The 20,281-nt window shown below is 66.4% G+C and carries 21 protein-coding genes; 15 read left to right on the plus strand and 6 right to left on the minus strand.

Annotation, left to right across the window (positions count from 1 at the left end; genetic code table 11):
- The first annotated feature begins 47 nt into the window (after nt 1-47).
- From P7L68_RS16270 to P7L68_RS16300, 7 genes are all read left to right on the plus strand, one after another.
- Nucleotides 48-1,286, plus strand: coding sequence for a D-alanyl-D-alanine carboxypeptidase family protein (locus P7L68_RS16270; protein WP_372006670.1), 1,239 nt, complete (start codon nt 48-50; stop codon nt 1,284-1,286).
- Nucleotides 1,283-1,975 carry a dTMP kinase gene (gene tmk / locus P7L68_RS16275; protein ID WP_372006671.1) on the plus strand — a complete coding sequence of 231 codons (693 nt, stop codon included), beginning with the start codon at nt 1,283-1,285 and terminating at the stop codon, nt 1,973-1,975. The genes P7L68_RS16270 and tmk overlap by 4 nt, the downstream gene beginning before the upstream one ends.
- Nucleotides 1,972-3,099, plus strand: a complete 1,128-nt coding sequence (locus tag P7L68_RS16280; protein ID WP_372006672.1) for a DNA polymerase III subunit delta' — start codon at nt 1,972-1,974, stop codon at nt 3,097-3,099. Before tmk ends, P7L68_RS16280 begins: the two co-directional genes overlap by 4 nt.
- Before the next feature lie 85 nt (nt 3,100-3,184).
- A complete protein-coding gene (metG, locus tag P7L68_RS16285; protein ID WP_372006673.1) occupies nt 3,185-4,735 on the plus strand; it encodes a methionine--tRNA ligase in 1,551 nt (516 codons plus the stop codon).
- Nucleotides 4,736-4,790: 55 nt separating this feature from the next.
- A complete protein-coding gene (locus tag P7L68_RS16290) occupies nt 4,791-5,597 on the plus strand; it encodes a TatD family hydrolase (RefSeq protein ID WP_372006674.1) in 807 nt (268 codons plus the stop codon).
- Nucleotides 5,597-6,442, plus strand: a complete 846-nt coding sequence (locus P7L68_RS16295) for an MBL fold metallo-hydrolase (RefSeq protein WP_372006675.1) — start codon at nt 5,597-5,599, stop codon at nt 6,440-6,442. Before P7L68_RS16290 ends, P7L68_RS16295 begins: the two co-directional genes overlap by 1 nt.
- Before the next feature lie 8 nt (nt 6,443-6,450).
- Nucleotides 6,451-6,861, plus strand: coding sequence for a hypothetical protein (locus P7L68_RS16300; protein WP_372006676.1), 411 nt, complete (start codon nt 6,451-6,453; stop codon nt 6,859-6,861).
- A gap of 2 nt (nt 6,862-6,863) precedes the next feature.
- Here P7L68_RS16300 and P7L68_RS16305 read toward each other — a convergent pair whose 3' ends face one another.
- Complete coding sequence (locus tag P7L68_RS16305) at nt 6,864-7,457, minus strand: TetR/AcrR family transcriptional regulator (protein ID WP_372006677.1); 594 nt, start codon at nt 7,455-7,457, stop codon at nt 6,864-6,866.
- A 60-nt stretch (nt 7,458-7,517) separates the two neighbouring features.
- Nucleotides 7,518-8,705, minus strand: a complete 1,188-nt coding sequence (locus tag P7L68_RS16310; protein ID WP_372006678.1) for an MFS transporter — start codon at nt 8,703-8,705, stop codon at nt 7,518-7,520.
- Nucleotides 8,706-8,901: 196 nt separating this feature from the next.
- On the opposite strand from P7L68_RS16310, the gene P7L68_RS16315 reads away from it, so the two are divergent.
- The 5 genes from P7L68_RS16315 to P7L68_RS16335 all read left to right on the plus strand — a co-directional run bounded on the left by P7L68_RS16315 (nt 8,902) and on the right by P7L68_RS16335 (nt 12,187).
- On the plus strand, nt 8,902-9,243 hold the full coding sequence (locus P7L68_RS16315; RefSeq protein WP_372006679.1) for a YkvA family protein: 342 nt from the start codon (nt 8,902-8,904) through the stop codon (nt 9,241-9,243).
- A 71-nt stretch (nt 9,244-9,314) separates the two neighbouring features.
- Nucleotides 9,315-9,875 (plus strand): sigma-70 family RNA polymerase sigma factor, encoded by a 561-nt coding sequence (locus P7L68_RS16320; RefSeq protein WP_372006680.1) that lies wholly within the window; start codon nt 9,315-9,317, stop codon nt 9,873-9,875.
- Nucleotides 9,859-10,629 carry an anti-sigma factor gene (locus P7L68_RS16325; RefSeq protein WP_372006681.1) on the plus strand — a complete coding sequence of 257 codons (771 nt, stop codon included), beginning with the start codon at nt 9,859-9,861 and terminating at the stop codon, nt 10,627-10,629. The genes P7L68_RS16320 and P7L68_RS16325 overlap by 17 nt, the downstream gene beginning before the upstream one ends.
- Nucleotides 10,630-10,720: 91 nt before the next feature.
- Nucleotides 10,721-11,437, plus strand: a complete 717-nt coding sequence (locus P7L68_RS16330; protein WP_372006682.1) for a Bax inhibitor-1/YccA family protein — start codon at nt 10,721-10,723, stop codon at nt 11,435-11,437.
- Nucleotides 11,438-11,584: 147 nt separating this feature from the next.
- Complete coding sequence (locus P7L68_RS16335; protein ID WP_372006683.1) at nt 11,585-12,187, plus strand: DUF2076 domain-containing protein; 603 nt, start codon at nt 11,585-11,587, stop codon at nt 12,185-12,187.
- A 263-nt stretch (nt 12,188-12,450) separates the two neighbouring features.
- Here the strand turns inward: P7L68_RS16335 and P7L68_RS16340 are convergent, their stop codons facing one another.
- A complete protein-coding gene (locus P7L68_RS16340; RefSeq protein ID WP_372006684.1) occupies nt 12,451-13,230 on the minus strand; it encodes a GNAT family N-acetyltransferase in 780 nt (259 codons plus the stop codon).
- A gap of 391 nt (nt 13,231-13,621) precedes the next feature.
- Here P7L68_RS16340 and P7L68_RS16345 point away from each other — a divergent pair, with 391 nt between their 5' ends.
- The 3 genes from P7L68_RS16345 (at nt 13,622) to P7L68_RS16355 (ending at nt 16,442) form a co-directional block, all read left to right on the plus strand.
- Nucleotides 13,622-14,644 carry an LLM class flavin-dependent oxidoreductase gene (locus tag P7L68_RS16345; RefSeq protein WP_372006685.1) on the plus strand — a complete coding sequence of 341 codons (1,023 nt, stop codon included), beginning with the start codon at nt 13,622-13,624 and terminating at the stop codon, nt 14,642-14,644.
- Between the two features lie 140 nt (nt 14,645-14,784).
- Nucleotides 14,785-15,687 (plus strand): nucleoside triphosphate pyrophosphohydrolase, encoded by a 903-nt coding sequence (mazG, locus tag P7L68_RS16350; protein WP_372006686.1) that lies wholly within the window; start codon nt 14,785-14,787, stop codon nt 15,685-15,687.
- Entirely contained in the window at nt 15,687-16,442 is a 756-nt protein-coding gene (locus tag P7L68_RS16355) for an SDR family oxidoreductase (protein ID WP_372006687.1), read from the plus strand. The genes mazG and P7L68_RS16355 overlap by 1 nt, the downstream gene beginning before the upstream one ends.
- A gap of 184 nt (nt 16,443-16,626) precedes the next feature.
- Here the strand turns inward: P7L68_RS16355 and groL are convergent, their stop codons facing one another.
- From groL to hflX, 3 genes are all read right to left on the minus strand, one after another.
- Entirely contained in the window at nt 16,627-18,273 is a 1,647-nt protein-coding gene (gene groL / locus P7L68_RS16360) for a chaperonin GroEL (RefSeq protein WP_372006688.1), read from the minus strand.
- 120 nt (nt 18,274-18,393) lie between these two features.
- Nucleotides 18,394-18,684 carry a co-chaperone GroES gene (gene groES, locus P7L68_RS16365; RefSeq protein WP_014745214.1) on the minus strand — a complete coding sequence of 97 codons (291 nt, stop codon included), beginning with the start codon at nt 18,682-18,684 and terminating at the stop codon, nt 18,394-18,396.
- Nucleotides 18,685-18,827: 143 nt separating this feature from the next.
- Nucleotides 18,828-20,195 carry a GTPase HflX gene (gene hflX / locus P7L68_RS16370; RefSeq protein ID WP_372006689.1) on the minus strand — a complete coding sequence of 456 codons (1,368 nt, stop codon included), beginning with the start codon at nt 20,193-20,195 and terminating at the stop codon, nt 18,828-18,830.
- Nucleotides 20,196-20,281 lie beyond the last annotated feature (86 nt).

A 20,281-nucleotide genomic window follows, 5' to 3' on the forward strand; every position in this document is an offset into this window, starting at 1 on the left:
TCGCCGGTCCATCTTCAAGTCCTGAGCAGACGAGCTATCGAAAGAGCATGACGGTGATCGCACAGAGCTTGCGCAACGGCACGACGTTCCCCCGCCGGCGGCGCGACATCCGCGGCGTCACGGCACGGATGAGCGCCGGTATCGCCCTGTTGGCGTCGGTGCTGGCCTCCGGAACGGCGCTCGCCGCCGCCCCCCATTTCGAAAGCGCCGCCAAGCAGGCCATCCTGCTCGACGACACCACCGGTGCCGTGCTCTACGCCAAGAACGCCGACGAGCGCATGGCGCCGTCGTCGATGAGCAAGCTGATGACCGCCTACATCCTGTTCGAGCGCATCAAGGAAGGCCGGGTGTCGATGGACGACTCCTTCCCGGTGAGTGAACGCGCCTGGCGGATGGGCGGCTCCAAGATGTTCGTGGAGGTGAACAGCCGGGTGAAGGTCCAGGACCTGATCCAGGGCATCATCGTGCAGTCGGGCAACGATGCCTGCGTCGTGGTGGCCGAAGGTCTGGCCGGCAGCGAAGAGGCCTTTGCGCGGCTGATGAACGAAAAGGCCCGCGAGTTGGGCATGACCGGCAGCCACTTCATGAATGCCTCGGGCTGGCCCGATCCCGAGCATTACATGACCGCACGCGACCTCTCGACGCTCGCCCGGCGGATCATCGACGACTTCCCGGAGTTCTACAAATTCTACTCCGAGACCGAATACACGTATAACGGCATCAAACAGGGCAACCGCAACCCGCTGCTTTACAAGGACATCGGCGTCGACGGCATGAAGACCGGCCATACCGAGGCCGGCGGCTACGGTCTGACCGCGTCGATGAAGCAGGGCGACCGGCGGCTGATCATGGTCGTCAACGGCCTGGGCAACGTCAACGAACGCTCCAACGAAGGCGAGCGGCTGTTGTCCTGGGGCATGCGCGAATTCGAGAACCGTAAGCTGTTCACCGCCGGCGAGGTGGTGGACAGTGCCGAGGTCTGGCTGGGCGATCAGGGAACCGTACCTCTGGTGCCGGCGCGGGATCTGGTCGTGACCCTGCCGGTCGCCGATCGCAACAATCTGGCCGCGAAAGTGGTTTATCAGGGCCCGATCCAGGCACCGATCGCCCAGGGACAGGAGATCGCCCGGCTGGTTGTCGACGTCCCCGGCGTCGAACCGCTCTCGGTGCCGCTGGTCGCGGGCGAGAACGTGGCCGAGGCCGGACCGGTCGGGCGGATCCTGGCCGCGATCTCGCATTTCGTCTCGGGCGCTGCCGGTAGCGGCGAACCCCAGACGCAACAGTGACGGGCCCGATCGTGACGGCGCGCGGCCGGTTCATTACCCTGGAAGGTGGGGAAGGGGGTGGCAAGTCCACCCAACTCCGCCGTCTGGCGCGGTTCCTGCGCGGGCAGGGGCTCGACGTGGTCGAGACCCGTGAGCCGGGGGGTGCTGCCGGCGCCGAAGCGATCCGGCCGCTTCTGACCCAGGGGGATGTCGCCCGCTGGGACGTGTTGTCGGAAACCCTGCTGCTGGCCGCTGCGCGGCGCAATCATGTCGAGCAGACCATCCGGCCGGCGCTTGATGCCGGGCGCTGGGTGATCTCGGACCGCTTCATCGACAGCACCCGCGCCTATCAGGGCGGCGCCCGGGGGCTCGACCCTGCCGTCATCGCCACGCTGGAAGACTGGGTGCTGGACGGGCTGATGCCGGATCTGACCGTGATCCTGGATCTTCCGCCCGAAACCGGCCTGATCCGGGCCGGACGGCGGATCGAAACCGCGGCCCCCGCGGCGCCCGGCGCCGGCGAGGACCGGTTCGAGCGGATGGGGCTGGACTTCCATCAAGCCCTCCGGACGGCTTTTCTGGCCATCGCCACAGCAGAGCCTGCACGGTGCGCGGTCGTGGACGCCACAGCCGATGTCGACACGGTCGAGACAGCCATTCGCGATATCGTGACCGGCCGCCTGGCTCCTGGCCGGGACGTGCCGGCATGAGCGAGGCCATCTCGGGCCATCCGCGGTTCACGCCACAGCTTGTGGGGCACGAGGCTGCGGAACGCGGCTTTCTGGAGGCCTGGAACGGTGGCCGTCTGGCTCATGCCTGGATGATCACCGGGCCGCGCGGGCTGGGCAAGGCGACGCTTGCCTATCGCATCGCCCGCTTTGTGCTGGCAACCACCGAAGATGCCGCCCGGGCCGCGGCGGGGGGGGCGGGGCTGTTCGGCGGCGCACCGCTCTTCGATCCCGCGACACCGCCTGCCAGCCTCGACATTTCAGCCGAACATCCCGCCGCCCGACGGATCGCGGCCGGCAGCCATCCCGACCTGCTGGTGCTGGAGCGCGGCCTTGATGATCGCGGCCGGCCGCGCACCGAGATTACCGTCGGCGAAGCCCGTGAACTCCGCCCGTTTCTGGGTCAGACCTCGGCGATCGGCGGCTGGCGGGTGGTGATCATCGATGCCGCCGACGAGATGAACCGCAACGCCGCCAACTCTGTGCTGAAGCTGCTGGAAGAGCCGCCGGCACAGGCGCTGATCCTGATGGTCGCCCATGCGCCCGGCCGGCTGCTGCCCACCATCCGTTCCCGCGCCCGAAGGCTGGCTCTGGCGCCGCTCGACGATGCGCGGACGGAGCGCTTTCTGACCGCACGTCTGCCCGAGCTCGCGCCATCGCGGCGCGCGGTCGCCCGGGCGATGGCGGAAGGCGCACCCGGCCGTGCATTGACGCTTGCGCAAGGGCAGGGGCCCGAGCTGCTGGCTGCTCTCATCGCCTGTCTGGACACCGGCCGGCCGGTGCCGGACTGGAAGGCCCTGATTGCGCTGGGGGAGGCGGTGGGCCGCCCCGACGCGCTGGAGGCCTATGAGATCCTGGTCGAGGCCTGGGGCTGGTGGATGGCCCGCTGGCTGCGTGCCCATGCACGCACCGGCGGGATCAGTCAGGAGGTGATCCCCGGAGAAGCGCGGCTTGCCGCGCGCCTGGCCGGGGTGCGTCCCCTTGAACAATGGGTCGAGCTGTGGGATAGGTTGAGCGCGCGGCTCCGTCAGGCGCTCTCCGCAAATCTCGACCGCAAACAGGTGCTGATCACCGTCGTTGCCGAGTTCGCGGCGGCGAGCGGTTGACGACGCCGTACACGATGCCGAGATGAGACCGACCCGGCCCCGCGACCCCGTGAGCGGCCGGCCCTCCCCTGTCCGGAGACTACCGATGTCCGCGGCCGACGCTTTCTACGTCACGACGCCGATCTACTACGTCAACGACAAGCCCCATATCGGGCACGCCTACACGACGATTTCGTGCGACGTGCTGGCCCGGTTCATGCGTCTGGACGGCAAGCGGGTGATGTTCCTGACCGGCACGGACGAGCACGGCCAGAAGGTCGCCAAGTCGGCCGAGCTGAAAGGGGTCGATCCGCAGACCTTCACCGATGAGGTCTCGGAGCGCTTTCGCGAACTGACCGGTCTGCTGAACGTCAGCAATGACGATTTCATCCGCACCACCGAGCCCCGCCACCGCGACGCCTGTCAGGCCCTGTGGAAGACCCTGGTCGACAAGGGCGAGATCTATCTCGGCTCCTATGCCGGCTGGTATTCGGTGCGCGACGAGGCCTTCTATCAGGAAAGCGAGCTGGTCAACGGCAAGGCCCCGACCGGCGCCGAGGTGGAATGGGTGGAGGAGCCCAGCTATTTCTTCCGGCTCTCGGCCTGGGGCGAGAAGCTGCTGGAACATTACGAGCGCAACCCCGACGCCATTCAGCCGGTCGGCCGGCGCAACGAGGTACTGAGCTTCATCCGCAGCGGTCTGAACGATCTCTCGGTGTCGCGCACGACCTTCTCGTGGGGCGTGCCGGTGCCGGGTGATCCCGCGCATGTGATGTATGTGTGGATCGATGCGCTCACCAACTATCTGACCGCGATCGGTTATCCCGACACTTCGGACGAGCGCTTCAAGACCTTCTGGCCGACCGTGCATCACACCGTCGGCAAGGACATCGTCCGCTTCCACGCCGTCTACTGGCCGGCCTTCCTGATGGCCGCCGGCCTGACCCCGCCGCGCCGGGTGTTCGCCCATGGCTGGTGGACGATCGAAGGCGAGAAGATGTCCAAGAGCCTGGGCAACACTGTCGATCCGCACGATCTGGTGTCGACCTACGGCCTGGATCAGACCCGCTATTTCCTGCTGCGCGAAGTGCCCTTCGGCAATGACGGCGACTTCTCGCGCCAGGCCATGATCGGGCGGATCAACAACGATCTCGCCAATGATTTCGGCAACCTGGTGCAGCGCGTGTTGTCGATGGTGACCAAGAACTGCGCGGGCAAGGTGCCGAACCCCGGCGTCGACGCCGCGATGCTTGCCCAGGAGCCGCTGATCGCCGAGGCTCACAACCTGATCAGCCGGGTGCGGCCGCTGGTGACCGCCCAGGCCTACAACAAGGCGCTGGAGGAGATCTGGGCCACCGTCGGTGCCGCAAACCGCTATATCGATCGCGAAGCACCCTGGACGCTGCGCAAGACCGATCCGGATGCGATGAACCGGGTGCTCTATATCCTGATGGAAACCATCCGCCATCTGGCCATCGTGGTGCAGCCCTTCCTGCCGACCTCGGCGGCCCGCATCCTGGACTTCCTGAAGGTCGATGCCGGTGATCGCAGCTTCGCCGCACTCGGTACCAGGCATGCCCTGGCGCCCGGGCGCGAGATTGCGGCGCCGCAGCCGATTTTTCCGCGCATCGACACGACTGCGAAAACTGAAGGCTGACGCATCCGCCAAGAGACGCGCAGCCGACCGATCATCCGGAACGAAGACGGGTCACATGCTGGTCGACAGCCACTGCCATCTCGATTTCCCCGATTTTGCCGAGGAACTCGATGCCGTACTCGACGCGGCCCGCGCCTCGGGCGTGATCGCCTTCCAGACCATCTCCACCCGGCTCTCCACCTACGAGCGGGTGCGCGCGGTGGCGGAAGCCCATGACGACGTCTGGTGCTCGGTCGGCATCCATCCGCACGAGGCCGGCCCGGAAGGGCCGGTCGCGGCGGAGACGCTGATCGGCTTGGCCGCCCCCGATGCCAAGGTGATCGGCATCGGCGAGACCGGGCTCGACTATTACTACGGCAAGAGCCCGCGCGAGGACCAGATCCGGACCTTCGAGGCCCATTGCGAGGCGGCACGCGCCACCGGGCTGCCGGTGATCATCCACACCCGCGATGCCGATGACGACACCATCGACGTGCTGACCCGGCAGATGGGGAAGGGGGCCTTCCCGGGCCTGATCCACTGCTTCACAGGTACGGACCGGCTGGCGGATGCCGCACTGGAGATGGGCATGTCCATCTCCATTTCGGGCATCATCACCTTCCGCAATGCCGAGGAACTGCGTCAGACCGTGAAGCGGGTGCCGCTGGACCGGCTGCTGGTCGAGACCGACGCGCCCTATCTGGCGCCGGTGCCGAAACGCGGCAAGCGCAACGAGCCGGCTTTCGTCGCCCATACGGCCGCCTTCCTTGCCGGGTTGAAGGACGTGACGGCTGACGAGCTGGGCGTCGTCACCACTGACAACTTCTACCGCCTGTTCTCGAAGGCGGTCCGCCCTGCCGCCACGGGAGCCGCCGGAGCGTGATGTCGCCGATGCCCCCGCACCCGAACCCGCGCACGCCGCCCGCCCCGGGGCGGATCCGCGTGGTGGTGCTGGGGTCCGGCACCTCCGCGGGCGTGCCGGTGATCGGCTGTGGCTGCCCTGTCTGCCTGTCTGCCGATCCGCGCGACCGGCGCCGCCGCGCCTCGATCATGGTCGAGACGGCGACCACCCGGATCGTGGTCGACACCGGGCCGGACTTCCGCGACCAGATGCTGACGGAACGGGTCGACCGGCTGGATGCCGTGCTCTACACCCACGCCCATGCCGACCACATCCACGGCATCGACGATCTGCGGCCCTTCGCCTTCCGAACCGACCGGCCGACGCCGGTCTATGGCGACGATTTCACCATTGATCGGCTGTTCGACGGCTTTCGCTACGTCTTCCCGAATCCGGCCAAACCCAACCCGCTCTATCCGCCGACGGCCGATGCGATCAGGATCACGCCGGACGCCGTGTTCACGATCGGCGATATCCGCGTTCAGGCCTTCCCGCAGACCCATGGCCGGATCACCAGCCTTGGCTTCCGCTTCGGGCCGATCGCCTATTCGACCGACGTGAATGCGCTCGACGAGGCGGCTTTCGACCTGCTGACCGGCACCCGGCTCTGGATCGTCGACTGCCTGCGCGAGCGGCCGCACATGACCCATTCCTGGCTCAGCCAGACCCTGGGCTGGATCGACCGGGTGGCCCCTGAACGGGCATTGCTCACCCATATGAACCACGAGATGGGCCATGCGACGCTGGCGGCCAGGCTGCCGGACGGCATCGAGCCCGCCTTCGACGGCCTGACGGTAGAGCTGGCCTATGAGACCGAGGAAGGGTGAGCAGCATCATGGATCCCCTGATCATCAAGGCCATCTTCCTCGGCACACTGCGTGATCCGATCCTCTGGATCCTGTGTGCCGTGCTGGGCTGGCAGACAGACCGGCCGCTTCACAAGCTGCTCTGGATGCTGGTGGCGGGCGGGCTGTTTTTCGGCCTGTTCCGGGGGCTGGTCTATCGTTACGGCTTCGACGAGGCACTCACCGGCGACACCTTCGGCATGGTCATTGCTTCGGCAACCCTGCTCACAATTGCCGGCGGCATGGCCGTGTTCGGGTTGCGCTCTGCCTGGCTGGCACGTGGAAAGGCGCAGGAGACGGTCGGGAAGGGCGAAAGCCAGGTGGCGCGGACGAGGCCGGTGCGCGCCGACGCGCCGCGCAAGCGCCGCAATGACGACCGGGCCCGCAAGCGGCGGAGCTGATCTCATTCAGCCGCCAGTGCCGTGCACAGCCCGGCTTCGATATAGGCATAGGCGCGCTCCCTGAAGCCGGCTCCGTCGGCGCCAAGCCGCAGAAAATCCGAGATCACCACCTCGGCCAGGCCATGGACTTGGGTCCAGACCATCAGTGCCAGAAAACCGGTCCGATCCGCCTCATGATGCCCCGTCATCTCTGCCCGTCGGCGCACTTCCGCCAGCAACGGGCCAAAGGCAGCTTCCGATGCGGCTGCCAGTGCCGTATTGGCGGGATCACGTGCCTCGCCGGAGCGGTGGATCAACCGGAACAGATTGGGATGCTCGACCGCGAAACCGACATAGGCATCAAGCAGGTCGCGCAGTGAACCGGGCGTGACAGCGGCGCAGCGCGCCCGCAGCAGGGCATAGCCCTCGATCATCAGCGCGTGCTCGAACGCACGGCGGTCGGCGAAGTGATGATAGGGGGCAGCTTCGGACACACCCAGTGCTTTGGCCAGCGGCCTCAGCCCCAGTGTCGAGGCATCGTGATCCTTAAGATGAACGATCGCCGCCTCGACCAGCATTCTGGGGAGGTCGCCGTGATGATATCTGGCCTTGGCCATCGGCCCTTTCCGTAACATTGGAACGCTGCACGGCCATAGTGACGAGGGCCGGTGGATTGTTCAACGGCCGGGTCCACGGCTCCGGGGCAGGACACAAAGGCAGGATGCCGCCGCAAACATCGTCATGATTCCTGGAACAGCCAGTTCGGGCACGCCGCCGGTGGCAGGCACCAAACCGGCCCCCACTGCGCCACCGCCGATCTGAAACAGACCGATGAAGCCCGAGGCAAGGCCGGCTCGGGCAGGAAAGGCGGCCATCACCGTACCGCCAGCCACCGGCAGGACGAGGCCGAGCCCCAGGTCGAAGATCGCCATGGCAGCCAGCATCGGGAGCGGTGCAGCAGGCATGGCGAACATTGCGAGCGCACCGGCAAGGGCGACCCCGGAGCCGATCCGCATCAGACCGTGGGAATGGATATGGCCCGCCAGCCGCGCGGCAAGGATGGTGCCCAAGACGAATCCGCCCATGGTGAGCAGCGGGAAAGCGCCCACCGTGGATGCGTTGAGCCCCATCCGCTGCACAAAGATCGCCGGCGCCCCGACCAGAAAGGCGAAGAGTGCCGCGAGTAGCAGGGCGCTGCAGAGGAGCGCCGCCCCGATACCCGGTTCACGCAGCATGGCGGCATAATTACGCGGCAGGGCGGCGATCGGCGTCGCAGTTGCGCAGGGAGGCCGCGTCTCGGGCAGCCGCAACAGAAGCGGCAGCAGCAGGGCAGCATAGATGAAGGCGACAAGGAAGATGGCCCGCCAGCCGGCACCGTCGGTCAGAACTCCGCCGATCAGTGGGGCCGCGACCGGGGCGACCGAGAACACCAGGGTGATCAGGGCCATGATGCGCGTGAGCGCCGCGCCGTCATAGAGGTCGCGGGCGATCGCCCGGCCGACCACAAGACCGGCGCAGGCGCCCACAGCCTGCAGAATGCGTGCGAGGACCAGCCAGATCGCCGAAGGTGCCGCCATTGCGATCACACAGCCCGCAAGATACGCCACGAACGCAGGGATCAGTACCGGCCGCCGTCCGACGCGATCGGAGAGCGGCCCCAGAATCGGATTGGCAACTGCGAAGGCAATCAGGCCTACGGTCACCGTCGTCTGAATGGTCCCGAGGCTGGCACCGAAGTCATCTGCCACTGCCGGCAGCGCCGGCAGCCAGGCTGTAGCGGCGAATTCGCCGAGGCCCGCCATCCCGGCGAGAAACAGGATAAGGCGCCGGTCGGGAACGCCCGGGAAGACGGAATCAGTGGTCATGCGGTATTCTCTCTATATCTTATCATTGTTAAGATATGCACCTGCGGCAGCCGGTTGCGCAAGGCGAAAAGCCTGGACCTTGGCAAGAGTGCCGCCCATCACCATGTGAAGCTCCCGGGGCGCGCGATCTGCCGCGAAACCCCGCCGGGCGGCCGAATCCCTCGCCGCCTGTTTCGAATGGGAGACGCAGCCAGCCATGGCCCGACTGCGCCTGTTCCGCGTTGCCGCCCTGCTCGGGCGCGACGCCCTTGCCCTCGTGTCAAGCATCCGCGACCGCCGCCAGAGCTGGGCAGCCCGGGTCGCGGTGATTGCGGTGCTTGCCTATGTGGTCAGCCCGCTCGACCTCATCCCCGATGTGCTGATGATCTTCGGCATCCTGGATGACATCGCCGTCGTCAGCTTCGGCCTGCGCTGGGCTGAACGGCGGACGCCGCCGGAGGTTCTGGACGAGCATCGCAGCCGGATGAACCGGCTGTTCGACCGCTGGTTCGGCCGCCCCGCCGAGCCGGTACGTGAGCCTCGCTGGACCCGAAACTGACCCACCAGAAAAAATTCCAAAAAAAATGCGACGGCCGGGATGAAACCCGGCCGTCGCTGCGTCTGCTGAGTATGAGCACGACACGCAACGGCTTCGATGTGGTTGGAGAACTGGGGGCGCTTCGGCGCTATGCCCGGGTGCTGACCCGCGACGAGGCGGATGCCGAAGATCTCGTGCACGATGCACTGGTCCGCGCCTACGAAAAGCGCGGCAGTTTCCGCAGCGGCGGCAATCTGAAGGGCTGGCTGCTGGCGATCGTGCACAACACCTTCGTATCCGCGCGACGTGCGCGGCTGGCGCGTCAGACACGCGAGGAACGCACCGCAGAACTGGAACCGCTGCATGCGGAACCGGCGCAGGACGGTGCGGTCCGGCTCGACGAGGTGCGGCGGGCATTCCTGCAGCTGCCCGACGAGCAGCGCGAAGCCCTGCATCTGGTGGCAATCGAAGGATTGTCGTACCAGGAGGCGGCGGCTGCGCTCGACGTGCCCGTCGGGACTTTGATGTCGCGGATCGGCCGCGCACGGGCTGCCCTTCGGGCACTCGACGAGGCCGGGCCTGCAACGGTGCGGACCGCCGGTTCCCCGCCGAAGCTTCGAATCGTTGGAGGGTCGGATGACGGCACCGACTGAACGCCTGCCGGATTTCGATCTGCACGCCTATGTCGACGGACAGCTCGACATTGCGCGGCGGATGGAGGTCGAGGATTACCTGTCCCGCCACCCCGAAGTGGCAGCGCAGGTGATGGCCGATCTGCGCACCCGTGATGCGCTCAGGATCGCCTTCGGCGGCGCTCAGGGCCGGCCGTCTCCGCGGCTGGTCGATGCAGCCCGTCGTCTGGAGCGCGGTCTGGCCTTTGCCGGCGTGATGCGGCGCATGCAGCGGGCGGCGGCGGTTGTTGCCCTGCTGTCCATCGGCTGGGCGGCCCATGCCCAGTTCGGCGGCATCTCGACCAGCGAGGCGGCGCCGACGCCGCCAGGCTTTGTGGACGAGGCGCTGATGGCACATCGGGTTGCAATGCTCCGCCACGGCATGGCGTCCGCGCCAACGGCGGCGGCCTTCGATGCCCAGGAGATTCGTCAGGTTACGCGAATTTCGCTGCCGGTCCTGCCTGAAGACTGGCGCGTGATCGATGTCCAGGTTTTTCCGTCCAACGACGGCCCGAGCGTCGAAATGACGATCGAGGATCGGAAGCTCGGGCGGATGTCTCTGTTTGCAGTCAGGGTCGACGAGTTCGACGTCTCCTGGCCGCAGGAGGTGAAGGCGGAACACGAGGCAGCCGCCTTCTGGCAGATCGGTGATCAGGCCTATGTCCTGACAGCCTCTGTCACGGACCCGCGCGATCTCGGCAAGGCCGCGGATCGCCTGGCCCGCAGCCTCTACTGAACGATCGAACGCATACGCAACGGCAATGAGTTGACGAGGGCCCCCGGCGGCACTGCCGCCACGAACGGGCCCCCAAAGGGGACCACACCAGATGAACCTGCCACCCTTCGCCCGCGAAGCGGCCTATGCCCAGACGGGCGCCGCGTTTGACGAAGGCCTCCGGCGGCACATGCTCCGGGTCTATAACTACATGGCCCTGGGGCTCGTCCTCACCGGCATCGTCGCATTCGTGGTGGGCACGACGCCCGCTCTTTATGTGCCGATCTTCAGCACGCCGCTCAAATGGGTGGTGATGCTGGCGCCGCTCGCCTTCGTGCTCGTGTTCTCGTTCCGAATCCACAAGATGTCGGCGGCCGGAGCACAGACTGCCTTCTGGGCCTTCTGTGCGGTCATGGGCCTGTCGCTCTCGTCGATCTTCCTGGTCTTCACCGGCGCCAGCATCGCCCGCACCTTCTTCATCACGGCCGCGATGTTCGGTGCAACCAGCCTCTACGGCTACACCACCAAGCGGGACCTGTCGAAGTTCGGCTCGTTCCTGATCATGGGCCTGATCGGCGTGGTCATCGCCAGCCTGGTGAACATCTTCATCGGCTCGTCGATGCTCCAGTTCGTGGTCTCGGTGGCGGGCGTGCTGGTCTTCGTCGGCCTGACCGCCTGGGACACCCAGTCGATCAAGGAGCAGTATTCCGAGAGCTGGGACCATGAGTCGAGCCAGAAGCTGGCCGTGTTCGGTGCGCTCTCGCTCTATCTGAACTTCGTCAACCTCTTCCAGCTGCTGCTGAGCCTCACCGGCCAGCGCGAGGAGTGACGACTGTCGGCGCCGGGGCAGGGGGTCGACAGACCTCCGCCCGGTGCCGGAGGGCAGGGGTGTCGTCGGCACCTCGCGCATAAGGCGAAGACGACCACCTCACGACTATCATCACACGTCATCCGTCATCACGGGAACAGACACGTCATGGACGCCCAGGACCGCAAAGCCATCGACGACCTCTTTGCCAAACTCGGCCAGGTCGAACGCAGCGCCGGCGCGCGTGATGCCGAGGCAGAGCAGTTCATCCGTCAGCGCGTCGACGCGCAGCCCGGCTCGCCCTACTACATGGCGCAGACCATCGTCATTCAGGAGCATGCGCTGAACGCGGCGCAGGCCCGCATTCAGGAACTGGAACAGCAACTGGCCAGCCGGCCCGCTTCGGGCGGCGGGTTCCTTTCCGGTCTGTTCGGCGGCGGCAGCCGCCAGGCTCAGCAGCCGCAGCCCCGCCAGGCCTATGGTCAGCAGGGTTACGGTCAGCAGCAGCCGGGATATGGCCAGCAGCCGGGCGGGGCGCCGTGGGGCGCACAGCCGCAGCGCTCCGGCGGCGGCTTCCTGGCCGGTGCAGCGCAGACCGCCATGGGTGTCGCCGGCGGCGTGGTGCTCGGCAACATGATCGCCGGCATGCTGGCGCCGGATGAAGCCATGGCAGCTGCCACTGAAGCCATGCCCGAGGAGCTTGATCCCGCGGCCGACATGATGGCCGACGAGGGGGGCGACTTCTTCGGCGGCGAGGAAGAATTGTTCTGATTTTTCATCGGGCTGCCTGCCCCCGCACAGCCCGATGACACGACGTTCGGCGAAGTTGTCCTCGAGACCCCTGGCACTTCGCTGACACCGGCCGGCACGGCCATTTCGACCCTGCCCACGTCTCGTGCCGGTCTGCTTCCGCCCCGTCCGCCCTGACGGCCGGAAGCCTTGCCCACCCGATCCGGTTGCCCCCGGATCGGTCGCCGATGCGGAAGTGACTTGGCCGGGAAGCGGTTCACCGTTTCCCGGCTTTTTTTGTCCACTCAGGCATCGTCACCGGCAAAGATCATGATGCGGAACAGTTCGGAAAAGCCGGCGCGGGTGTAGAGCGACGCACCGTCGACCGATGCCTCCAGACAGCAGGCGAGGGCGCCCCGCATCTCCATCAGGTGCAGGGCATGATCGACCAGCCGGCTGCCATATCCGCGCCCCTGCCAGGCCGGCAATGTGCCGACGTCGTCGAGTCGGGCGATTCTGCCGGCCATGGACAAAGTCGCCGAGCACACCGGTTCGCCGTCGACAAAACCGGTCAGGTGAACCAGCCGATGCCCGGCATGCCGGGCCGCCTTATGGCGCTCGCGATACTGCCGTGAAGCCTCGGGCCCGCCGCCGAAGGCTTCAGCCAACGGGCGGCCCCAGACATCCAGATCATCAATCGCCCGGATCGTGAGATCCGTCCCGGCCGTCTTGCATCGATGCTGCCGGTTCGCAGGATCTATCATCATCGCCGTCGTCATTCCGGACGGCGTCAGCCCGTAGCCGGCGGCCCAGGCCTCATAGACTGGTACGCGGTCTTCGGGCAGCGCAAGCGAGAAGGGCAGGCCGGAGCCGGCCATGAAGGCAACTCCGTGTTCGGCCGCTGCGTCCGGTGCCGCAGCCGGCAGATGCAGCGACAGCAGGTTCAGGCCGCCGGTCTCCACGCCGGTGACATAAGCCCGAACCTTGGAGCCGAAGGCTTCGCGCTGTACACTGATCGCCGTGAAAAAGTGATCTTCGGCGCGATACCAGTTGGGAATCGCTGTCCCGTGTCGGAGGTCGGTCATATCGATCCCTTGCGTCCTGGTCCCACACCGGCTGGCAGCGGGACGCGGCAGAATGCATCAAGATAAGGCACCGGTCCATCAGGCCATGTGTCGTGTTGTCGCTCCGGCCGTAACTCCAATGTCATTTTCCATAATGTTGCTTATGCGACTTTGATAAATCCCCGGAAGGGCGCGGTTTTAAGCCCGGGTGCCAGCCGAACCAGACGAGCCGGATCTCCGTCCTGCTCGGAGGGACGAAGCCCGGGCCGGGCCTGAGATTGCGGACGAGTCGCTGGTCCAGGTGCGTACAACATAAACAAGCCGGCCTCCATGCAACGCAACAGGTGCAATCCCGACTGAATCGGTCTTATATAGACCGGACCACCCGAACCCGACCGGGAGCCCGCATTCCATGAGCCTTCTTGCCCAAACCCGGATCTCCGTACTGGACCTGTCGCCGATCAGGGCCGGCCATCCGATTGCCCAGAGCTATGCCGACAGCCTCGCCCTCGCCCGCCATGTCGACGAGCTGGGCTATACCCGCTACTGGCTGGCGGAACACCACAACATTCCCGGCGTGGCCAGTTCCGCGACCGTCATCCTCATCGGCCATATTGCCGGAGGCACGCGCCGGATTCGCGTCGGATCTGGCGGCATCATGCTGCCCAACCACGCCCCCTTGATTGTGGCTGAACAGTTCGGCACGCTTGAAAGCCTTTATCCGGGCCGTATCGACCTGGGCCTCGGCCGGGCTCCCGGGACAGACGGGCTGACCGCCCGGGCGCTGCGCCGCGATCTGGCCGGCCGGCCCGAGGACTTCCCTGCCCTGCTGATGGAACTGCGCGGTTTCCTGGCAAAGCCAGAATCGTCGTCGCCGCGCCGGGTGCGCGCCATTCCGGGTGAGGGCCTTGAGGTGCCGATCTGGCTGCTCGGCTCCAGCGATTTCAGCGCACGCCTTGCCGGCAAGCTCGGCCTGCCCTTTGCCTTCGCCGGCCAGTTCGCACCGCGCTACATGCTGGAAGCGCTGGCGATCTATCGCCGGGCCTTCGAGCCGTCCGAGACGCTGCGGGCTCCCTACGCCATGATCGGCACCAATGTCATCGCCGCCGAATCCGACGATGAGGCCGACTATCTGTCGACCTCGGCCAAGCAGCATGTGCTGAACCTGATCCGCAACGATATGCAGCCACTGGCACCGCCGGTGGACGACATGGATGCGCTCTGGTCGGTGCACGAGGCCCGCGCCGTCGAGGATTTCCTCGGGGCCTCGGTCATCGGTGGCCGCGAGACCGTGCGCAAGGGACTGGAGCGGCTGATCGGACTGACCGGAGCGAATGAGGTCATGATCAATGCCGCGATCTATGACCAGGATCTCCGCCGGCGGTCGTTCTCGATCGTCTCGGAACTGAAGGCAGAGGCGGCAGAAGCCGCCTGAAACGCACGGCAGGTCTGACCCGTGCGGAAATCCACGGGATGGACCTGCGGTGGTTCATCATGGACCCGGGGCGGCGGCGGCGGTATGAAAGAGGCCCGACACGGCCGAAGCCGCCCCTCCATCCAGATGGAAGCCGCCCGATGACGGACGCTGCCCCGCCCAGCACCGCCCTGCCCGATGATGCAGCCATGGACCGCCGCGACATCCGGGCCCTGCTTCGGGTCATGGCAAGGCTGCGCGATCCTCAAACCGGCTGCCCCTGGGATGTTGCCCAGGATTTCTCGACCATCGCGCCCTATACGATCGAGGAAGCCTACGAGGTCGCAGACGCCATCGACCGCGGCTCCATGGCAGATCTTGTCGACGAACTGGGCGACCTGCTGCTTCAGGTGGTGTTTCACGCCCGCATGGCCGAAGAAGCCGGCGCCTTCGCCTTCCCGGATGTGGTCGAGGCGATCGTGACCAAGATGATCCGCCGGCACCCTCATGTTTTTACCCGGGAGGGCGGCGCCGACCAGGATGCCGTGCGGCGGCGCTGGGAGGATATCAAAGCCGAGGAACGCGCTGCCAAGGCCGCCCGCGCCGATGCCGCCTCCCCCAGCCTGCTGGATGATGTCGGCCGCGCCATGCCGGCACTGATGCGCGCCGCCAAGCTCGGCAAGCGCGCGGCCCGGATCGGTTTCGACTGGCCCGACGCCCGGGATGTGCTCGACAAGGTCGCCGAAGAGACGGCGGAGCTGCGTGAGGCCATGACGGCAGGCCATGACGATGCCGTGCGGGAAGAGGTCGGCGACCTTCTGTTCAGCGTGGCTCAGCTGGCCCGCAAACTTCATCTTGATCCCGAAGATGCCCTGCGCCGGGCCGATGCCAAGTTCGAGCGGCGCTTTCGGGCCCTCGAAACCAGGCTCGCCCCTGAAGAAGGCGGCAGACCGGTTGATGCCGACCGGCTGGAAGCGCTCTGGCAGGCCGTCAAGGCTTCAGAAGCCGAAGCCGCCCGCACAGCTCAAGACTCCCCCGGACCAGAAGACAAGGAGACGACGTGATGTCCGACCGCCTGACCGTCCTGATCACCGGCGCCACCGCCGGATTCGGCGCTGCCCTCGCCCGCGCCTATGCCGCCTCCGGCGACCGTCTGGTGCTGGTCGGGCGCCGTACCGAGCGTCTTGAAGCGCTGAAAGCCGAACTCGGCGGCGAGGTGCATGTCGTCACCCTCGACGTGCGCGATCGCAAGGCCGTGGAAGAAGCCATGGCCGCCCTGCCCGCCCCCTTCGACGCCGTCGACGTGCTGATCAACAATGCCGGCCTCGCCCTCGGCCTCAACCCCGCCCCCAGCGCCGATCTCGACGACTGGGACACGATGATCGACACCAATATCAAGGGCCTGACCTATATGACCCGGGCGATGCTGCCGGGGATGGTCGCTCGCGATCGCGGCCACATCATCAATCTGGGCTCGGTGGCCGGCACCTATCCCTATCCGGGCGGCAATGTCTATGGCGGCACCAAGGCCTTCGTGCACCAGTTCTCGCTGAATCTGCGCGCCGATCTGCTGGGAGCGAATGTCCGCGTCACCAGCATCGAGCCGGGCATGGCGGATACCGAGTTCAGCACCGTACGCTTCGGCGGCGACAAAGAACGGGCCGCCAAGGTCTATGAAGGCATGACGCCGATGAGCGCCGACGACATCGCAAACGTCATCCACTGGGTCAGCAAAACCCCCCGGCACGTCAACATCAACGTGCTGGAGCTGATGCCGGTCATGCAGGCCTTCAACGCCTTTGCGGTGAAGCGCGGCTGAGCCGGACACCACCCGCCACGGCACCGCCCGCCCCGATACGATCGGGGCGGGTTTTTCTTGCCGGGAAATCAGCCGATAACCACTTAGCTGAAAAAAGAAAAGGCCGCAGCCCCGTTTCCGGGACTGCAGCCTCCGTCGATATAGGCCGTCGATCCGAAGATCGGGTCGGCTGGTATCGGTTGGATCAGAAGTCCATACCGCCCATGCCACCCATGCCGCCCATGCCACCGGCCGGAGCAGCGTCCTTCTTCTCGGGCTTCTCGGCGACCATGGCCTCGGTGGTGATCAGCAGACCGACAACCGACGCGGCATCCTGCAGCGCGCTGCGGACAACCTTCACCGGGTCGATGATGCCGGCCTTGACCAGGTCGGTGTACTCGCCCTTCTGCGCGTCGAAGCCCCAGTTGGTGTCGTCGCTCTCGGCCAGCTTACCGGCCACGACGGCGCCATCGACGCCGGCATTGTCGGCGATCTGACGCACCGGACGGGTCAGGGCGCGACGGACGATGTCGATGCCGGTGGTCTGGTCGGCATTCGCACCGGCCAGGCCTTCAAGCGCCTTGGTGGCGTAGAGCAGCGCAGTGCCGCCGCCCGGCACGATGCCCTCTTCGACCGCAGCGCGGGTCGCATGCAGCGCGTCGTCGACGCGGTCCTTGCGCTCCTTCACCTCGGTCTCGGTGGCGCCGCCGACGCGGATCACCGCGACGCCGCCGGCCAGCTTCGCCAGACGCTCCTGCAGCTTCTCACGGTCGTAGTCCGAGGTGGTCTCCTCGATCTGCGCCTTGATCTGCGCGACGCGACCCTGGATCTCCTCCTTCTCGCCCGCACCGTCGACGATGGTGGTGTCGTCCTTGGTGATGCGAACGGTCTTGGCAGTGCCCAGCATGTCGACGGTGACCGTCTCCAGCTTGATGCCCAGATCTTCAGAGATCACCTGGCCGCCGGTCAGGATCGCGATGTCCTGCAGCATGGCCTTGCGGCGATCGCCGAAGCCCGGCGCCTTGACGGCGGCGACGCGCAGCCCGCCGCGCAGCTTGTTCACGACCAGGGTCGCCAGGGCCTCGCCCTCGACGTCCTCGGCGATGATCAGCAGCGGACGGTTCTGCTGCACGACGGCCTCGAGGACCGGCAGCATCGGCTGAAGGCTGGAGAGCTTCTTCTCGTAGAGAAGGATCAGCGGGCTGTCGAGTTCCGCTTCCATCTTCTCCGCGTTGGTCACGAAGTACGGCGACACGTAGCCACGGTCGAACTGCATGCCCTCGACGACATCCAGCTCGGTCAGCAGGCTCTTCGCCTCTTCGACCGTGATCACGCCTTCCTTGCCGACCTTCTGCATGGCCTCGGCGATCATCTCGCCGATCTCACGCTCGCCATTGGCCGAAATGGTGCCGACCTGGGCAATCTCGTCCGAGGTGTTGATCGGGTTGGCGCGCGACTTCAGGGTCTCGACGACCTTGGCGACGGCCTGGTCGATGCCGCGCTTCAGGTCCATCGGGTTCATGCCGGCGGCGACGGCCTTCAGGCCCTCGTTGAAGATCGCCTGGGCGAGAACGGTGGCGGTGGTGGTGCCGTCACCGGCGTTGTCAGCGGTCTTCGAGGCAACCTCGCGAACCAACTGCGCGCCCATGTTCTCGAACTTGTCCGACAGCTCGATTTCCTTGGCGACCGAGACACCGTCCTTGGTGATGCGCGGCGCGCCGAAGGACTTCTCGATCACGACGTTGCGGCCCTTCGGGCCCAGCGTCACCTTCACGGCATTGGCCAGGGCGTCGACACCGCGCTGAATCTTCACGCGCGCGTCGTTACCAAACTTGATTTCCTTGGCAGCCATGGTTCTTCCTCAAAAGCTCTGGTGTGGTCAGGGGATGGGACCCGCCTGGCGGCCATCCCGGTCCCTGGTCACGAAATTTGGTCCGGCGAATGCGGAACCGGATGCACGACGAAGGAGGGATCAGCCCTCGATCACGCCGAAGATGTCCTGCTCCTTCAGGATCAGGACGTCCTGGCCGTCGACCTTCACCTCGGTGCCCGACCACTTGCCGTAGAGGACGCGGTCGCCGACCTTCACGTCGAGCGCCACAACCTTGCCGTCCTCGCCGCGGACGCCATTGCCGACCGCAATGACTTCGCCCTGCTGCGGCTTCTCCTTGGCGGTGTCGGGGATGATGATGCCGCCGGCCGTCTTCTGCTCCTGCTCGATCGGGCGCACAACGACGCGATCATGCAGCGGACGAATCGCCATGAGTACTCTCCAGTCTGAGCGATTTCTGAGGATGTGCCCGGCCCGTTCAGGCTCTCCCGGATGGGCCGGACCTGCACGGGCTGTTTAGCACTCCTCAGGTAAGAGTGCTAGCAAATCGTTCAAGAGCTCCGGGCCCAAAAAAATCACGCGGGCGACACCGACGGCGAGAGATGCGGCCAGCGGGCCTGGAACCGGCTCAGATCCTGGGGTTTCAGGCGGACGGCGACATGGGCGACCGCTTCGTCGTCTTCCCGCTCCGCAATCTCGCCATGGGCATAAAGCCAGGCCAGGGCCTGGCCGTCCGAATGCGGCACGTCGAAATGGGCAAGCTCGTCACCGACCGCGAGCCGGGCGTCGATTGCGGCGAACAACCGGTCGAGCCCCTCGCCGGAGAGGGCCGAGCCCGCAACGGCATCTTCTGCGCGCGACGCCTCGTTCAGCACCCGCTCCCGCGCCTCGCCTTCCAGCATGTCGAGTTTGTTGCGGAATTCGAGCACGTCATCGGCAAGGCGATGCCCCATGCCCAGTTCGCCCAGCACATGGAGTACGTCGCGCCGCTGTGCACCGGTATCGGGATCGGCGATGTCGCGGACATGAATGATCAACGCCGCCTCGCGCACCTCTTCAAGCGTCGCCCGGAAAGCGGCGATCAGGCCGGTCGGCAGCTCGGAGACGAAACCCACGGTGTCGGACAGGATCACCCGCCGGCCGGAGGGCAGATCGAGCGCCCGCATGGTCGGGTCCAGCGTGGCGAACAGCATGTCTTTCGCCATCACCGAGGCACCGGTGACACGATTGAACAGCGTCGACTTACCGGCATTGGTATAGCCGACCAGGGCCACCACCGGATAGGGCACCTCGCGGCGCTTCTTGCGATGCAGTTCCCGGGTGCGGACGACTTCGGCGAGCTGAAGCTTCAGCTTGGCCATCTTGTCGTCGATGATCCGGCGGTCGGTTTCGATCTGGGTCTCACCAGGGCCGGCGAGGAAGCCGCGGCCACCGCGCTGCCGCTCCAGATGGGTCCAGCTGCGGACCAGACGGCTGCGCTGATAACCCAGGCGGGCAAGCTCGACCTGCAGCCGCCCCTCACGGGTACGGGCACGGTCGGCGAAAATTTCCAGAATCAGCCAGATCCGGTCGATGACCTTGACGTTCCAGGCCTTCTCCAGATTGCGCTGCTGGATGGGCGTCAGCGGCCGGTTCATCACCACCAGATCGACCGGTGCGGCTTCGAGCCTGGCCTTGATCTCCTCAACCTTGCCCGACCCCAGCAGGGTGGAAGGCCGCATGCGCGCAACCGGCACCACCAGCCCCTCGGCCACATCCAGGCCGAGCGCGCCGGTCAGTGCAACCCCTTCCTCCAGCCGCGCACGGATGCTGCGGACCGCTTCGGGATCATCCTCGACCGGGGCCGGCGCACCGCGCCGCTGCTCCTTGACGTCGGGCTGCAAAACCAGGGCCCGGGCCGGCAGATCGCCGTCGGGCCGGAAAATGATCTTATCGTCGGACAAACCGCTCCTTCATGCGCCGGGCGCAAAGGACAGGAAAGGTTGCGACATGATGTCGCCGGCGGTCGCCACCCCGCCCCCAGAAGGCG

It is taken from the genome of Tistrella mobilis, assembly GCF_041468085.1.
Classification (GTDB): domain Bacteria; phylum Pseudomonadota; class Alphaproteobacteria; order Tistrellales; family Tistrellaceae; genus Tistrella; species Tistrella mobilis_A.

Bases quoted from the DNA above. Each gene is read 5' to 3' on its own strand.
- P7L68_RS16270 (WP_372006670.1), top strand. From the start codon at position 48: ATGACGGTGATCGCACAGAGCTTGCGCAACGGCACGACGTTCCCCCGC.
- P7L68_RS16280 (WP_372006672.1), top strand. From the start codon at position 1,972: ATGAGCGAGGCCATCTCGGGCCATCCGCGGTTCACGCCACAGCTTGTG.
- metG (WP_372006673.1), top strand. From the start codon at position 3,185: ATGTCCGCGGCCGACGCTTTCTACGTCACGACGCCGATCTACTACGTC.
- P7L68_RS16290 (WP_372006674.1), top strand. From the start codon at position 4,791: ATGCTGGTCGACAGCCACTGCCATCTCGATTTCCCCGATTTTGCCGAG.
- P7L68_RS16295 (WP_372006675.1), top strand. From the start codon at position 5,597: ATGTCGCCGATGCCCCCGCACCCGAACCCGCGCACGCCGCCCGCCCCG.
- P7L68_RS16300 (WP_372006676.1), top strand. From the start codon at position 6,451: ATGGATCCCCTGATCATCAAGGCCATCTTCCTCGGCACACTGCGTGAT.
- P7L68_RS16305 (WP_372006677.1), bottom strand. From the start codon at position 7,457: ATGGCCAAGGCCAGATATCATCACGGCGACCTCCCCAGAATGCTGGTC.
- P7L68_RS16310 (WP_372006678.1), bottom strand. From the start codon at position 8,705: ATGACCACTGATTCCGTCTTCCCGGGCGTTCCCGACCGGCGCCTTATC.
- P7L68_RS16315 (WP_372006679.1), top strand. From the start codon at position 8,902: ATGGCCCGACTGCGCCTGTTCCGCGTTGCCGCCCTGCTCGGGCGCGAC.
- P7L68_RS16320 (WP_372006680.1), top strand. From the start codon at position 9,315: ATGAGCACGACACGCAACGGCTTCGATGTGGTTGGAGAACTGGGGGCG.
- P7L68_RS16325 (WP_372006681.1), top strand. From the start codon at position 9,859: ATGACGGCACCGACTGAACGCCTGCCGGATTTCGATCTGCACGCCTAT.
- P7L68_RS16330 (WP_372006682.1), top strand. From the start codon at position 10,721: ATGAACCTGCCACCCTTCGCCCGCGAAGCGGCCTATGCCCAGACGGGC.
- P7L68_RS16335 (WP_372006683.1), top strand. From the start codon at position 11,585: ATGGACGCCCAGGACCGCAAAGCCATCGACGACCTCTTTGCCAAACTC.
- P7L68_RS16340 (WP_372006684.1), bottom strand. From the start codon at position 13,230: ATGACCGACCTCCGACACGGGACAGCGATTCCCAACTGGTATCGCGCC.
- P7L68_RS16345 (WP_372006685.1), top strand. From the start codon at position 13,622: ATGAGCCTTCTTGCCCAAACCCGGATCTCCGTACTGGACCTGTCGCCG.
- mazG (WP_372006686.1), top strand. From the start codon at position 14,785: ATGACGGACGCTGCCCCGCCCAGCACCGCCCTGCCCGATGATGCAGCC.
- P7L68_RS16355 (WP_372006687.1), top strand. From the start codon at position 15,687: ATGTCCGACCGCCTGACCGTCCTGATCACCGGCGCCACCGCCGGATTC.
- groL (WP_372006688.1), bottom strand. From the start codon at position 18,273: ATGGCTGCCAAGGAAATCAAGTTTGGTAACGACGCGCGCGTGAAGATT.
- groES (WP_014745214.1), bottom strand. From the start codon at position 18,684: ATGGCGATTCGTCCGCTGCATGATCGCGTCGTTGTGCGCCCGATCGAG.